This is a genomic window from Amycolatopsis sp. NPDC045836, from assembly GCF_056431745.1.
The window spans coordinates 23,761-39,028 of the sequence record NZ_JBWKKF010000022.1 but is presented as its reverse complement, the minus strand read 5'-3'; the positions used below and the strand labels follow the sequence as shown (position 1 = coordinate 39,028).

The window sequence follows — 15,268 nt, the reverse complement described above, 5'->3', positions numbered from 1 at the left end:
CACGGTCACGGTGCACCCCCATCCTGGGTGCGCTCACCGCGGCGAAGCCAGTGCGGCCGGAGCGCTCGCCGATCGTCCTCGGCGAGACCACCCCAGACGCCCAACGTGGTGTCGCCACCGACCCGCAGTTCCAGCTCCAGGCACTCGTCCAGAACCGAGCACCCCTCGCACAGCCGAGCAGCCAACTCCCGGTCGGAGCCGCCGCTGGGCGGCCCGGTATCCGGCGGCGGCCACATGCACAGCCCCTGACCAGTAACAACAACGTTCAGCGCGCTCGCTGGCACCCACCGAAGCCGGTCGAGCCGCCAGGCGATGGCGATCAGCCAGAAGTCGTCTTCGCAGGTGATCATGCGGCACCTACCGGGGTGCTCAGCACGCGCTTGATCTCGGTCGACGAGACCTTGAGCCCGGAGCGGCGGGTAGCCCGCAGCGCGCCCGTTCTGATCGCGCGGCTCACCGCGGACCGGGACACGCCCAAGATCCAGGCAGTCTCTTGAATGGTGTGAAAGGTCGTATTGGTACGCATTGAAGGAAGCCCTTTGTGATCAATTTCAAGACTATATTGTTAATTTCAGCTCTCGTCAGCGCGCGTTGTAGCGACGCGCCGCCGCGATGCGCTCGATGACGCCGGAAATCGTCGAAGAACCGCTAATCTCGGCGCTGAGGCGGAGCGCGGAGGAATAGGTGTCGGAAGACTGGGCGGCAGTCGCCAGGGCCATCAACGAGCGCGTGAACGAACTCGGCTGGCGGCAACGCGAGCTGGCTGAGCGCTCGCACGTGTCGCAGGCGATCGTGCGCGAGCTGCAACACCACACGGTGGAGCGGCGGCGCAGCGCCAGAACGCTCGAAGCCCTGTCGACGACGCTCGGCTGGAACCCGCAGCACCTGCTCGCCGTGCTGGAAGGCCGGGTGCCCCCGCACCGCGACGAGCCGGCCGACGACGACCGCGGCCTGTGGTCGCGCCTCGACGCGCTCGAAGATCGGCTGGCGGACATCACCGAACGCCTCGAAGACGTCCAGAGCAACCTCGCGACCGTGGTCGAGCATGTTCGCAATAAGCGCTGAGCGCCGGGTGATTTCCATACCTGAAATTCAAGGCCGAATGGCCGTGACTTCCCATGCATCACCAGTGCAGGACCAGTGCACAAACACTGCACTTCCGCTTTTCGGGGCAGTCGCGCGATGAATACCGAGGGCTGGACCGGCCAAACAGCTTGCGCACTTCAGGCCGCATTGCGCCTGAGCAACGAGCGGTTCGCCGAGCACCTGGGAATCGGCGTCCGCACGGTCGCCGCGTGGCATCAAAAGCCGTCGCTCCGCCCCAAATCGGAGATGCAACAACTCCTGGACACGGCGCTTGAACGCGCCTCGGACGCAGAGCGCACCCGCTTCGCCGAACTCACCAGCGCACAGCCCATCGCGGACCCGCGGCTCACCGAAGACCCGAACATCGTCGACGCCCTCGAATGGCTTGACCGGCACGCACGATGGGCACCCGGCACAAGCCGCCAACGAGTCGCCGAGCGCGCCGCCGCCATCGACCCCCAGAGCCTCCGCGACCGCGGCACCCGCCGCGGATGGGTCAGCCAGCGCGACGTCGCCCGCACCCTGGCCGACTACTACGGCACTGCCAGCCTGTTCACGGCCCGATGCGGCGACCAACTCGTGAACACCAGTATTCTGACCAGCGCTGATTGGCTCGCTCTCGACTGCCCGTTGCTACCTCAGCACGACCGGCTCACCGTCGCCAGCGCCTTACCCGAAGCCGACCTGCGACTCGATGAACACGCCGCAGACGCCGCCGTTCAGCGCCTGGCCGAGACGCTGTCCATGAACACCCGGATGGTCAACAGCCCGCTCTACCGCCTGCTCGACATCGCACCGGCCGCCCAGCACCTCGGCGGCTCGCTGGGCGTGACCCACTTCGTTCACTACGCGCTGACCATGGATCTGCTCGAAGGCGAGCTGGTCGACGCCATCGCCGCCGGCGGTTCGTCACCCATGCCGCTCCGCGACCGCTACCTACCGGACGTCGCGACCGTGCTCAACCTCAGCAACCGACTCTGCGCCGGTGGCGTCCTCGCGCTCACGGCCATCGCTCGACCCGCCGACCCGTTCCGCGGCGAAGCCGACTACCTGTTGCTCGTCCAAGAGCGTTCCGGAAGCGTCCTGAACGCCGCGCGCCGCCTGGCCGTGATCCCCAAGGGCTTCCACCAGCCGCTCAACGACATCCGCCGAGACGCCCAAGTCGGCGCGACCCTGCGCCGGGAGATGGAAGAAGAGCTGTTCGGCCGCCCGGACATCGACAACACACTCGGGCAGCAGCTGTCCGCCGACCCGATGCACCCCAGCAAGCTCTCCGAGCCGATGAGCTGGCTCATCGACCAACCCGGCCGTCTCCGCATGGAGTGCACCGGCTTCGGGCTCAACCTGGTCAGCGGCAACTACGAATTCGCCAGCCTGATCGTCATCGACGACGAAGAATTTTGGACACGTTATGGCGGCGTGGTCGAAGCGAACTGGGAGTCGGAAAGCCTGCGACAGTATTCAACAGCCGATACCGACCTTGTGACCGAACTACTAACCGACGCGGCTTGGAGCAACGAGGGTTTGTTCGCTATGATCCTCGGGCTCCGACGGCTTGCCCAACTCGGCGGAGAACGCGTCAAAATGCCACCAATTGAATGGGAGATCAGCCAGTGAGCGACGGTTGGACCGCCGGCAACGCCAACGAGGACGCCAGCGAGACGCGCGGCTGGTTGGTCGGTCACTTCATCGACCCGTCGCAGGGCGTCCGCTCGTCGAAGGACGTGGAAGTCAAGTGGGCCAACCACCCTCTCGGCGACAAGCGAGCCGAGTGGACTTCCGACGACCAGCGCACCACACTCGTGATGCTCGTCTCTGGCAAGTTCCGCGTCGACGTCACCGGCGGCAGCAGCACGATGAGCAAGCAGGGCGACTACGTCATGTGGGGACCCGGCATTGACCATTCATGGGAAGCCATCGAGGAATCGGTAGTCCTCACCGTCCGCTGGCCGTCAGCCACCTAATTCAATTTCCGGCAAGGCAACCCGGCTGCCACCGATCTCCCGGAGTCGCCGTAAGCCTTGCAGGAAAGCGAACAGTCCCTCATTGCTCCACGCTTCATCACCAACAAGGTCCACCAGCATTTCAGCATCTCTCGTCGAATACTGGCGCAACCCGGCCGCCTCCCAGTTGGCCTCGACCTCCCCACCGAACCGTGACCAGAACTCTTCATCCTCGATCACGACCAGCGTGGCGAACTCGTAGTTGCCGCTGACCAGGTTGAACCCGAAGCCGGTGCACTCCATCCGCATCCGGTCCGGCCGCTCACTCAACCACCGCAACGGCCGCGACAACCGACTTGCGTGCATCGGGTCCGCCGCCCGCGGCCCACCGGCGGTGTTGTCGACGTCAGCGCGCCCAAACAGCTCTTCCTCCAGCTCGCGACGCAGCGTCGCCCCGATCCGGGCGTCCGCCCGGTAGTCCGCCAACGGCCCGTGGAAGCCCTTCGGGATCACGGACAACTTGCCAGCCGCGTTGAGCACCTGCGCCGAACGCTCCTGGACCAGCAAGAGGTAATCGGCCTCGCCGCGGTACAGGTCCGCTGGCCGCGCAATCGCCGTCAACGCCAGCACGCCACCAGCACACAACCGGCTCCGAAGGTCAAGCACGCTCGCCACATCCGGCAAATACCGATCCCGGAGCGGTAGCTCGCCCGGCTTCGTCGACCGCCCCGCAGTCAGCGCGTCCACCAGCTCTCCTTCAAGCAGATCAGCCGTCAGCGCGTACTCCACGAACGACGCCAGCTCGACCCGCCCCACCAGGCCGCCAGCCGCCGCCGACTCGATCTCCTTCAGCCGGTAGATCGGCGCATCCGTCATCCGCACGTCGCCCTCAGCGACCCCGGCCAACCTACGAACCGCCGCAGCCCCATCGATCGGCCCGGCCGCCGAACCACTGCCCGGCCCCAACTCCAGATCGCCCGTTGCGTCCAACTCCCACGGCCCAAGCCACGCAGGCCGCGTAAAGATGCTGGTCGCCGTTCGCGTGCTCCTAACCCGCGCCGCGTAGCGTGCACGCCCAGCGACTTCGCCGCCGTAGTACGCCCTCAACGCCTCCGCGATCTCGCCACGCCCCGCAACGCGGGGCGCCTGCGTCGCCCGTCCCTTGGCCAGCTCGCCACGCAACCGCCGGTCGGCTTCCCCGACCGACCAGCCCGCCCGCGCGTCCACCCAGTTCAGCGCGCGCTCCACCTCCGGGCCGAAGTCCGCCGCGTCGCCCGCCACCTCGCCGTCAAGCACGTCGCGCAGCTCGTCCGCGCTCCGACCAAGTAGCCGCGCGAGCTTCGGCCGTAGGTAGGGCAGGGGTGCGTACTCGCCAGCCTCCCAGCGGATCACCGTTGACCGATCGACGTGCAGCGCCTCGGCAAGCCCTTCCTGCGTGAACCCGGCAGCCTTCCGCGCCGCCACCAGGGCCGTCCGCCGCCCAGCCAAGCCGATCACCTCACGTAGTCACCCGACTACGCCAACATATCAGCCTTCTTCGCAGGTCAAACCCCTGACTGCAACATCCTCGCGGCCCAAGTTCGACGTTACCGCTCTGGGAAGCCGCCTCGCCAGCCGGTTCAGTGATCACCATCCACCGGCTCCCCAGGAAGGCGACCACCGTGAGCACCAGCAACGACAACGCGGCGCCCCAGCGTCTCTACGTCACCTGGTACCGCTGCATCGCCGACCACCTCGAACACGCCGTCACCGACGAGGAATTCGCCCGCGGCCTCCACCGCGGTGCCGGCTGGCACCAAGCCCTCTGCGGCCACCACCTCTACACCGGCTCGTGCCTCCTGCCGTCGACACGCCCGTGCCCGCTGCCTCTACCTCGTCGCCACCGCCCAACGCCCCGCCGTACCCCATCGCCCGGCCCGCCGAACCCGCACGCGCTCCACCCGACGCTGTCTGCTCGACGCCCCCAATCTCCGGCTGTTCCGCCGCCGCGCCCGCCTCAACGTGCACGGCGATGCCCCCGGGACCAGCCGGACAATGCCGGTGGGGGCGGACGCCATTCCGCCCGCCCCCACCGGCCCCAACACCTCACGCCCGCCACCGCGCTCCCGCGACACGTGACGCCCCGACCTCCGCTCTCGCATCAGGCGGCAGAAAGCCCTCCGACGCTCTTCTGTGACAGGTCTCGCGCTCTCGGCTCACCCGTCACAACGAACGTCCACGCAGGTCAGCGCACTCTCCATGCCGTCACAACCGCCGTGACGGGCTCCCCCAACCAAGACGAGGTGATATCCGCATGTCCACGACCAGGGGCGCCGCGAAACAGCCCAGCGAACTGCCGCAACTGCTCCATGCGCTCAGCCCCGGACTCCGCCCCGTCGCGCTGCGTCTCGCCCGCGAGGTCGACGAACCCGGCCTCGATGCCACCCAACTCAGGACCCTGCAAACGCTCCTCAAGCACCTCGACCACACCATCTCCGCCCGCCTCGCAGCTCTGCCCGAACAGGAATAGTCCGTGACCATCTCCACAGCAGCCTCCGGCCAAGCACCCCAGCCCACCCCGCTCCGCTACTGCGAACAGCTGGGCCTCGAACTTCGCGAGTACCGCGAGCACGCCGACCTCCACCCCGCCGAAGTCGCCGAGCACCTCTCCTGGCCCCAAACCCGCCTCGACGCCATCGAAGAAGGCACCCGGCGCGTCACCACGTCCGACCTCAAAGCCCTGCTCAACCTGTACGAGGTCACCGGCACCGAAGCCACACGGCTCCGCGCTCTCCGCGCCCGCGCCAGCAAGGAACCGCCGGCCGCCACCGTGCCCACCCGGTACCAGCAGTTCCACGAACTCCAGTCCGCCGCCACCGAACAGCGGACCTACGCCCCGACCCTGCTGCCCCCGATCCTGCAGACCGACGACTACGCCATCGCCGTGAACGAGCAGGTTCCCCGCCCAGACCAGCAGACGACCGCCGACGTAGCGAAGTACCACGTGCGGCAGAGCGCCTGGCTCCTCAGCCGCGAACAGCCCCTCCAGCTACACGTCGTACTCGGCGAAGCCGCGCTGTACAACATCGCCGGCAGCAGCCGCACGATGATCAGGCAACTCGACCAGCTCGCCAAACTGGTCAAACTGCCCCACATCCACCTCCAAATCCTCCCCTTCGCCGAGTGCGGCCACACCACCGCCGCCACCAGCTTCACCCTCCTCACCGGCGATCAAGCTCACCCGTGGCTCAGCACCGACGACCTACTCACCACCACCTGCACCGACGACCCCACCGCCATCACCACCCACCAAGCAGCGTTCACCACCCTCACCGCACGTGCCCTCAACCGCGGCGACAGCCTCGACCGCCTCCACGCCATCCGACGCAGCCACGCCACCTCCTCCCAACGCCGCCCCGACGTCAACACCGAGGTCTGCCGCCGCCTCCGCACCAAGTTCAACCTCACCATCGACGAACTCGCGACAGCCTTCGACTGTTCCGTTGAAACAATTTCACGCCACCTGACTACGTATAAACCAAACGAAACCCTCGCTGAACCCATCCCGCAGCCGCAGACGGGCTTGGGCAGACTGCAAGAAACAGCCACTGTTAATGTGGCGCCACCAGAGGATGACGAGGCGTAAACCAACCTTTGGTCGCAGTGGCACACCAATGCTGACTCAATATCGATCAGGTACCCATTCGGCAACAAATTGAGCACGTGTCGCTGTCATCGTAACGTCACAGCCACATGAAGCGACCCAGTCTCAGAACAGCACTTCTGAGCACCTGGGAGAACCTCTTGACTTTAGAGCCGGCCAGCCTAACTCTCGGCAGAATCATCACCCAGGTTGCCTTGAAGAGATGGAGCACTCAGCGGGCAGCTAAATTGAGTCGAGAATCAGAGCTTCGCCAATTGATAAAATTCGACGTAATCGATTATTATAGGCAGCGGGCATTTGATCGACAACTTCAGGAGTTGACCGACTCCATTGCCAAGCGAATTGAAGACACGCTGAATGTTGAATTCAAAGCCCTCGACGGTAACGAAAAAGCAGCCGCCGTTCATGCCGTGATCGACTCTGTTCTACATGCAGACACTACAGACGAAGCATTTTTTGACATAGACCTCGATCCTCAGAAGTTTGCATCCAGCGTTCGCAGAGCTGGAAGAGGTGTCGTATCCAGTTTCACGCTGAGCACAGATGGGATGGAATTCTACGATCGAGTCCTCGACGAGGCATGCTTGACCATTGTTGAGATAGTCAAACACTTGCCGGAGTTTACGAATAGATCAACCGTTGAGTTGCTTTCAAGGTTCACTGAAATTAATGGTAAGATAGATGAAATCTTGCAAAGCCTGCCAAAGACGGGAGCCTGCGAAAGCGACTCTGACTTCCGGTCGCGTTACCTCAAGGTTGTCGCGAATGACAATGACCATCTCGAGATTTTTGGACTAAGCACCCGAAATTATCGACCTAAGTCTAGAGTGACCGTAGCGTATATGACACTCTCCGTGTCTCTTGGGAGGAATCAGATTCCTGGATCACTGCCGACGGTCGACGAACGAGACGATGGAAGCAATTCTTATGCAGTCGAGTCGGCGTTAGACGTGAGTCCGAGAACTCTTATTATTGGTAATGCTGGATCGGGCAAAACCACCCTTCTTCAATGGATTACCGTAAATGCGGCTCGAGGAACATTCCGCGGATCACTTGAAAAATGGAACGGCCACGCTCCCTTCTATATTAAACTTCGCAGCATCGAAAACTTCGAAATGCCGCAACCGGACACCTTTGTCGCAATCGTCGCCCCAGAACTTGGTGGCTACTGTCCACCAAAGTGGGAACACGAACAGCTGGCAGCTGGTCGAGCTCTAGTCCTAATCGACGGGGTCGATGAAGTGGGACCCTCAAGAAGACGACAAGTTCGACGTTGGTTGAGAAATTTCGCGGCAGCCTACCCAAAGGCCACCGTTATAGTGACGACTCGGCCTGCGGCCGTCGAGTCAAATTGGCTTCGGGAAAGTGGCTTTGCCGACGTCCGGCTTGAGTCAATGTCTATGCACGATATTACCGAGTTCGTGAACCGATGGCACTCAGCCATTTCGGAAGCTGCAACGTCGGGCGCCATTAACTTACCTTGCAAAGTCGTTGAAGTTTCGAACTTCGAGCGTTCATTTTTGCGACAGTTGACCGGAAGACCTCACCTGCGCTCTCTGGCGACCAATCCACTGATGTGCGCAATGCTCTGCGCTCTGAATCTGGATCGAAGAAGTCAGCTTCCTGCTGACAGGATGCGTATCTACGAGAACGCTATATCAATGTTGATAGAGCGTCGTGACGCCGAAAGAGAGATAGATACAGGTTTTCTCGAGTCTCGCGTCACGCCACCATTATCCCTGGCAATATTACAGCAACTCGCTTGGCGTCTCACTCTGGCCGGGAAGTCGGAGCTGACCACCGAACGCGCCGTGGAATACATATCGCACGCGATTTCGAGCATGCCTACAATTGAGGCCTCTCCAGAGTTAATTCTTACCTTTCTGATAGAGCGAAGTGGCTTGCTGCGAAGTCCTGCGGTAAGAAAGGTTGATTTCATCCATAAGACTTTCCAAGAGTACCTAGCCGCGAAACAAGCGATTAACGAACATCATGTAGACACGCTTCTTGCTAATTGTCATCGTGATTCTTGGCGCGAAGTGATTGTAATGGCCGCAGGACATGCAACTCAGCCAATGCGCAGCGAGCTCCTTGAAGGTATTTTGCAGAGAATAGACAACGATCCAAGCAATGCTCGCCGATATCGCTTGCTTGCCGCCGCCTGCCTGGAAACAGCGGGCGAGCAAATAGCTCAAAACATTAGCCAAAGAATGCAGATAGTGATAGATAAGTTGGTGCCACCTAAGCAAATCAGAGAGGCTCGCTCCCTGGCTACAGCCGGGTCGTCCACGCTGGAAAAGATGCCGCTCAGTCTCGAGGGGCTATCAGATTCAGTGGCAAAAGCTTGTGTACGAACCGTGGCGCTTATCGGTGGTGACCAGGCCCTAGATGTGCTTAACCGATACGCGAGCGACGCTCGAGAGGAAGTGCAACTGGAACTAATTCAGGCATGGCGCTTCTTTGATCCAACACGATACGCCGAGCATGTGCTTGCTGACGCTCCGCTCATTGATGGCATGATTTCAGTTTCACTGGTCGAACATTTCCCGCTTCTCAACAGGTTGAACCGTCTAGAGTCTGTCTATGTGAACACCTCAAGATTTTCGGAGTTACCAAATCTCGAGGTTTTAAATGATGTTCCAAACATGAAGTTCCTCTCAGCAAAACTCGCATCCGGCGCCAGTCTTGCGCCACTGCGAGCGCATAGCAGTCTCGTTGAGGTGTATATTACGTCGAATGACGAGTCGAAATTTTGTGACGTCGACGCCATTGGCTACCTCCAGAATCTGCGCAGTCTTCATATAATGAATGCGCATATTCTCGACATCTTTAATGCAGCATCGTTCATTGGAGGCACCATTGAGTCTTTGAACGTGGGCGGCCTAGGGCAGAGCGTGACTTCAATTTCTAACATCCCTTCAATGCCAAAACTGGCAGAGTTGGGTTTATGGGATGTGGATCGCATTGATGACATTGAGATTCTCGAAAAATTTCCAACCCTTACATCTTTAGCCGCAAAAAGTGGGCCAATACGTGGCGGATCAAGAGCCATTCGAGACGCTGTCCCCAAGTTGGAGATGGCGAATTTTCACAGTAGGTCGCTTTCAGAAATCTCCGCTTTTCGCGGAATGAAATCCGTCAAGACACTGTGGATCCGCAACAACGACGAATTCAAAGATCTCCAGCCAGTGTCTGATATGCCGAATTTAGTTGATGCCGCATTCGTTGGAACGAGTATTGTCGACTGGTCACCACTTGCCGATCTTCGACAGCTTCGACGACTTGATGTCAGAAACACGACCCAAGTCGTCGATTTGCGCAAAGTGCTGTCCACGGCAGGAGCGCCCATTAACGTCTGGATTAGCCCGGATCAAGAATTACTTCAAACGGAAAGCGATATTGCTCGAAAAGTTACTCTGTCTGTGTACTGACTCACGGAGCCTTTTCCATCTCGGTTAGTTGGTGAGGTGTTCGAGGGTAAGGATGGCGTGGGCGAGTGTGGTAGCGCGGTGGGTGCTGGCGCGGACGCGGGTGAGGACATGCCAGTTCCAAGGGTGGCGAATCCGCGTTGCCGCGGCTGTGCACCCTGGCAAAGGCTTCGTAGGCGGATCCTAGCTCACGTGTGGGCTAGTGGCGGTTGCGGCGGTTCCGCTACGAGGTGATCACCCCCGGGAGCGCCCTGGGTGTAGCCGCCATCAACCAGCAGCCGCAGTCCGGCCTGGCGGGCCTGCTCGCAGATGTCGTGGTGGCGGGCGGCGGCGGTGTCGTTGATCGCGTCGGGTAGCCCATGCGAGAGCCACAGCCGCTGGCCATGGGGACCGGTGCGGGCTTGGATGTTAACGCCGCGGTAGCGGTGTGTGTACCCGAGTAGTAGGAGCGGTTGGCGGCAACACGGTCGGTGCGGATGACGGTGCTAACGACGATGGCGTAGTTGTGCCGGGTCCAGGCCAACTGCCATAAGGTGGCGGTCGGGGTGGGGGCGCGGCGGGGAGCAGGGTGACGGTTCGTGCAGGTAGCGGCACCCGGTGGCCACGCCGATCCCGAACCCTTTGGCCAAGCGTTGGCAGGGGTCGCCGTTGCCCAGGTGCGCGAGCACCGGGCCGGCTTGGCGTTGGGGTGGTAGTCCCCGCCAGTGTGAGCCGATCACACACAGCGGTGGGTGCGGATAATTGGGTCAGCTCACGCAATGTCTGGATGGACACCAGCTCAGCGACACACCCCCCATCAACCAAGAACAGGTTGGAAAGGCTCGCTGGATGTGAGCCACTCAACTTCATCCGCTCATTATCGGGACAACTGTAGGCGTGTGGTTAGTGTGCAAGTCGCCCCTCGGACACTCTGGGGGTTCAACTCCCTACCGATACACAGAGCGGACGCAGTCGACTCGACTCAGGTTCGGCAGCTGGCAAGCACTGGACCGCTTGGGCCGTGCGCTCTGGCAGGTTTCCACCGCCTCTGGACTACCCGGATCGTCGATTTCGCCGATCGAAGGCGATCCTCTCGATCCTACTGGCTGCCTCTGCAGGATCCTCGTGCTCCCAGACTCTGATGACGATCCAGCCCGCTTCCTGCAGCCGAGTGTCTGTGTCGCGGTCACGCAGGGCGATGCCGCGAAGCTTCAACCGCCACCAGCTCCTGTTCGCCCGCGGGAGGTGTGCGTGCTGCGGGCAGGAGTGCCAGAAGCAGCCATCTACGAAGATCGCAACTCGGGCACCGCGCAGCAGGATGTCCACCCGTCGGCGCGGATTGCCGCCAGGGACAGCCCGGTCCACAACGAAACGCAAGCCACACCTGTGCAGTGCCCTACGCACCGCGAGTTCTGGCCTGGTACCAGACCTGCGAGTTCGACGCATCACGCGCGCGGTCGCTGGGGACGACGCGGGAGGGATGGGCCCCGGATCCAGGTGCTTGTACACCACCACAGCATCCCGGCGGGCACCGACAGTCTCGCAAGTACGGGTTCCCGGCGGTATCCGATGAAGGTTTCGAGACGACGAAGCAAGTCGTTTCCTTCAGTGCTCCGACGGAGATCGGCCAGCCGAAAAGCCAACGTCGCAACACCTTCGAACGCTGCTTCCAGAAGGTCAAGACATGGCGCGGCCTGGCCACCCGCTACGACAAGACACCGCAAAGCTACGAGGCCGGGTTGCATCTACGAGGAGCGATCCTGTGGCTGAAGCCCCTGACCCGAACCACATGATCCGAACCCCAAACAGCTCCTAGATGCAGCACAGGTCTTTGTACATCCGCGTGGGGCGGTGCCACGTCTGGCGCCAAACGTCCAGCCGTGCATTTGGGTTGTGGAAGCTCACAGCCAGCGTTCGACGAGGTGATGGGGCGTGTCCGCTGCCACGTACCAGCGTTTGGTCGTGGGATCCCAGCGGGCTTTTGCGGACGCCTTGGCCGCCTCCTTCTCCTCGTACGGCACGTTCAGGTACAATCGGGCGGCGCCGTTGTCCCTCTGCTGAGGCGTGCGTTGCCTTCCAGGACGAGAGGGACGGGCAGGGCGGTCGGGTCGAGCACGCTCGACGATGCGGCGCACCCGTTCGCAGGCGCCAGGATCGGTGATGCGCATCATCAGGTCGGTGAGCCCGGTCCCGGCCAACAGGTTGAGCGACCCGTGCCACAGCACCTCATCGTCGATGATCACGACCTTCTCGTGCATGCGTTCACGCTGGACCACGATGCAACCTGCCGCGTCGAGCACCGCGATCAGCCGCTCGGATTTGGTTCGCTGGGATGGTCGCGTGTGGATGGTTACGCGCAAGCCGTCGTCAATGCGGGGTTTCAGTCGCGAGAGCCAGCGTTCGACCGGAGCGGGGTCGAGGAACGCGCAGTAGATGTCGATGCTGCGCCGCGCGTGGTCGATGTCCCAAGCGACGGCGCGCGGCACTTCGTCGGCGGGGAAGAAGGCCGGCCGGCTCAGTTCGTCGGGACCGAGGCTGGCGAGGTCGTCCGCCGCGCGGAACGGCACGAGATCACCGACGTCGAGCCGGTGTGCATACTTCTGCAGGTAGTCGGCCAAGCGGGCGGCTTCGCCGTGGGGCTTGAGGTTCCGGCTCAGGAAGTCGACGTCCGCGACCACGACGAGGTGGTCTTGCGCGCGGCTCACGGCCACGTTGAGCAGTCGAGAGGTCGCGGAGGACAAGCCCACGCCCTCGTAGAAGAACCCGACTTTGTCCCCGGCGCCGGCGACGGTGTCGATCACCACCAGGGGCCGCTGGCTACCCTGGAAGCGGTGTACGGTGTCTACGACGCCATCGTAATCAACACCGAACCGGTAGGCGAGGCTGCCCTGCAGCGCCCTGACCTGGTCGCGGTAGGGAGTGATGACCGCCATTCGATTGGACGGGTGGACTTCGGGCGGGTGATCGTCCTGTTTACGCACAGGCAACACGCCGTCGTACTGAAGGCCGCGGACAAGTTCGTGGATCACGGCTTCGTGCACGGGGTTGACCTTGTGACCGACTGAGCCACCCCGAGCGGCCGCGCGGCGTGAGCCGGTGTCGACCAGGATCAAGGGAGCCCCCAGCAACGGCGACGGGGGCAGCCGACTGGTGTCCCCTCGGCCGGTTACCAGGGGTGCGTCGGGGTAAGCGATGGTGTTCACGACCGCGCAGATCGCCGGACGCATGCGATACTGGGTGTTCAGTCCGACCAGGCAGTCACGGGGCCGGACCCGCCCGCGGTCATCGACCATACCAGCCGCGTGGAAAGCGTCCCGATCCATCCAGCGCTCGGAGTGCGCCTTCACCTCCTGGGTGGCCTTGCGGTCGCTGGATGCCCGGGTGACCGCAGGCAGCTGTCGAAAATCGCCCGCCACGACCACCCGCTTCGCCGCCAGAGCAGCCGCGTACCACGCAGAAGGAAGATTGACCATGCCTGCCTCGTCGATGACGACGGTGTCGAACTTGTTGATCAAGAATCGCGACTGCACCGCTTTGGCCACCGTCGTGCCCATGACCCGGCAGTTCCTGCGCACCACGTCCTCGACGGTACGGAGTTCCTCCTGCAACACCGCGAGACGTTCCCGGAGACTCGCAGCTGTGGCGGCGAGTCGTTCGGCGGGTGCGATCCCAGTCAGTTGTGGCCGGAGCCCGCTACATTTGAGCGACACGGCCTCCGCTTGCGCTGTGAGGCGTTGCTGTTCCGCGGTGGCGAACTGGTGCTGCCCCCAGGAGTCGGCTGCATCCCGATCAGCGGCCTGTAGTTGATACAGGAGTTCGTCGCGTCGCCGTGCTTTCCGGCTGGCGAACATACCGGACGGTACACCGATTTCGGTGAGCTCGTTGCGCAGGAGATTCGCTGTCCGAACGGCTGAGTCGGCTCGTGCCGCCGCTGCAGCGGCACCCTGTGCGCACTGCGCGGCACTGGCTCGCAGCTGCTCGAAGTTCTGAGCGAGTTCGGCATATTCAACGTGAAGTGCCAATTGCTCGTCGGCAACTGCGAGGCGAGGACGCAACACGGATATCTCGTCGGACAGGGCAGCGCTCAAACGCGCTACGATCTTGTCCGGTTCAATTTGTTTGCTGTACTCATCCTTGAGGGAACTGACCGCGATGTCGCCGAGCCGCTGGACGAGCCCGTCGGCGAATCCGCTCTCAGCATTGAGCAGCGTGCACAGCCGCTCCATCGCCTGATCGACAGCGACCTTGGTCGGTGCGAGGAACAACACCCGATGCCCCTGTCGGTAGCTGCCCTCCACGATGTGACCGACGACTTCGGTTTTGCCAGTGCCGGGCGGGCCCCAGACGAACGCCAGTTCGCTACCGAGTGCGCTGACGACGGCGGCACGCTGACGGTCATTCAGCTGCAGGCTCTGCCAGTCGCGAACGTACCGCTCCGGCTCTGGGCACCGCGCGGCGGCTGGGCTGTTCCGGCCGAGCAGCCATCCGGCTGTGGTCAAGTTCAATCCGGTGGATCCGGCGGCGGCCTGCTCAAGTTGTTCCGCGAGCACGACCAACCCAGCCGTGTCGTCCTCGCGGAGCTCGGCCTTCACGCCCAGCGAAGTTGGCGTACGCAGCCGAAGCCGAGCCTGAGCCACTGCGACCAGTTCCGCTGACTCCCACACGGCGCCCGGTCGAGGCCGCACCAGCAGCGGCTTTTCGGCGAACGACTCCTTCCAACCGCGGGTGGCGAACGAGTATTCGAACTGCTCGCCGTCGCCGCCCGTCACCCGACCATCGGTCAACGCCACCTTGTCGAACCCGGTCTCCGCACCGATCGTCGCGTCGATCTCCGCGCGGACCGCTCGCAGCAGTTCACCGATTTCCTGCTGGACCTTGTCCGTCTCAGCGGTCACCCCGATACCTCCACAGTCCCCACAGCACGTGCCGTCGGCAACTCACCGTATCGTGTGCCACCAATCGAACGTCACCGGTCTGACACGAGTGGCCGCATCGAGTGCACCCTTTGCCGTTGCGCGGGCAGGATAGTCTCCGATACCACAGGTAGTTCCATCGCTGACTCGCTCACCGAATCGGCCTATCTCGGTCACGACACGCCTACGCCGAGGCTGCCTCTTTGGTAGAACGGCCTAGGTCAACGAGCGAATCAACCACGCTGCGCGTAGTCGATAATGTGGAAACGTATGATC

Annotated in this window: 11 protein-coding genes; 7 read left to right on the top strand and 4 right to left on the bottom strand. The window is 62.6% G+C overall.

All coding sequences use genetic code 11. From position 1 onward, the window contains the following. Positions 1–5: 5 nt before the first annotated feature. Positions 6–350, bottom strand: a complete 345-nt coding sequence (locus tag AC07EG_RS32355) for a WhiB family transcriptional regulator (RefSeq protein ID WP_478257030.1) — start codon at positions 348–350, stop codon at positions 6–8. A 334-nt stretch (positions 351–684) separates the two neighbouring features. On the opposite strand from AC07EG_RS32355, the gene AC07EG_RS32350 reads away from it, so the two are divergent. The 3 genes from AC07EG_RS32350 to AC07EG_RS32340 all read left to right on the top strand — a co-directional run bounded on the left by AC07EG_RS32350 (position 685) and on the right by AC07EG_RS32340 (position 3,050). Beyond that, positions 685–1,065 carry a helix-turn-helix domain-containing protein gene (locus AC07EG_RS32350; protein WP_478257029.1) on the top strand — a complete coding sequence of 127 codons (381 nt, stop codon included), beginning with the start codon at positions 685–687 and terminating at the stop codon, positions 1,063–1,065. A gap of 117 nt (positions 1,066–1,182) precedes the next feature. Then, positions 1,183–2,703: a transcriptional regulator gene (locus AC07EG_RS32345; protein ID WP_478257028.1), complete on the top strand. Its 1,521-nt coding sequence runs from the start codon at positions 1,183–1,185 to the stop codon at positions 2,701–2,703. Continuing rightward, positions 2,700–3,050 (top strand): signal peptidase I, encoded by a 351-nt coding sequence (locus tag AC07EG_RS32340; RefSeq protein WP_395896177.1) that lies wholly within the window; start codon positions 2,700–2,702, stop codon positions 3,048–3,050. The genes AC07EG_RS32345 and AC07EG_RS32340 overlap by 4 nt, the downstream gene beginning before the upstream one ends. On the opposite strand, the gene AC07EG_RS32335 is transcribed toward AC07EG_RS32340, so the two are convergent. Continuing rightward, positions 3,039–4,493 carry a helix-turn-helix transcriptional regulator gene (locus AC07EG_RS32335; RefSeq protein ID WP_478257027.1) on the bottom strand — a complete coding sequence of 485 codons (1,455 nt, stop codon included), beginning with the start codon at positions 4,491–4,493 and terminating at the stop codon, positions 3,039–3,041. The two genes, AC07EG_RS32340 and AC07EG_RS32335, sit on opposite strands and share 12 nt — an antisense overlap. Positions 4,494–5,322: 829 nt before the next feature. Here AC07EG_RS32335 and AC07EG_RS32330 point away from each other — a divergent pair. The 3 genes from AC07EG_RS32330 to AC07EG_RS32320 all read left to right on the top strand — a co-directional run bounded on the left by AC07EG_RS32330 (position 5,323) and on the right by AC07EG_RS32320 (position 10,103). After that, entirely contained in the window at positions 5,323–5,538 is a 216-nt protein-coding gene (locus AC07EG_RS32330) for a hypothetical protein (RefSeq protein WP_478257026.1), read from the top strand. A gap of 3 nt (positions 5,539–5,541) precedes the next feature. Continuing rightward, complete coding sequence (locus AC07EG_RS32325) at positions 5,542–6,654, top strand: helix-turn-helix domain-containing protein (protein WP_478257025.1); 1,113 nt, start codon at positions 5,542–5,544, stop codon at positions 6,652–6,654. 158 nt (positions 6,655–6,812) lie between these two features. Continuing rightward, positions 6,813–10,103: an NACHT N-terminal Helical domain 1-containing protein gene (locus AC07EG_RS32320; protein ID WP_478257024.1), complete on the top strand. Its 3,291-nt coding sequence runs from the start codon at positions 6,813–6,815 to the stop codon at positions 10,101–10,103. 1,029 nt (positions 10,104–11,132) lie between these two features. Here the strand turns inward: AC07EG_RS32320 and AC07EG_RS32315 are convergent. Continuing rightward, complete coding sequence (locus tag AC07EG_RS32315; RefSeq protein WP_478257102.1) at positions 11,133–11,525, bottom strand: very short patch repair endonuclease; 393 nt, start codon at positions 11,523–11,525, stop codon at positions 11,133–11,135. On the opposite strand from AC07EG_RS32315, the gene AC07EG_RS32310 reads away from it, so the two are divergent. Then, positions 11,471–11,872, top strand: coding sequence for a hypothetical protein (locus tag AC07EG_RS32310; RefSeq protein WP_478257107.1), 402 nt, complete (start codon positions 11,471–11,473; stop codon positions 11,870–11,872). The two genes, AC07EG_RS32315 and AC07EG_RS32310, sit on opposite strands and share 55 nt — an antisense overlap. Before the next feature lie 108 nt (positions 11,873–11,980). Here the strand turns inward: AC07EG_RS32310 and AC07EG_RS32305 are convergent, their stop codons facing one another. Then, positions 11,981–14,974, bottom strand: a complete 2,994-nt coding sequence (locus AC07EG_RS32305) for an AAA domain-containing protein (protein WP_478257023.1) — start codon at positions 14,972–14,974, stop codon at positions 11,981–11,983. Between the last annotated feature and the right edge of the window lie 294 nt (positions 14,975–15,268).

What these genes read in the sequence shown, in the direction of transcription:
- AC07EG_RS32355 (WP_478257030.1), bottom strand. Translation starts at nt 350, where the DNA reads ATGATCACCTGCGAAGACGACTTCTGGCTGATCGCCATCGCCTGGCGG.
- AC07EG_RS32345 (WP_478257028.1), top strand. Translation starts at nt 1,183, where the DNA reads ATGAATACCGAGGGCTGGACCGGCCAAACAGCTTGCGCACTTCAGGCC.
- AC07EG_RS32330 (WP_478257026.1), top strand. Translation starts at nt 5,323, where the DNA reads ATGTCCACGACCAGGGGCGCCGCGAAACAGCCCAGCGAACTGCCGCAA.
- AC07EG_RS32315 (WP_478257102.1), bottom strand. Translation starts at nt 11,525, where the DNA reads ATGCGTCGAACTCGCAGGTCTGGTACCAGGCCAGAACTCGCGGTGCGT.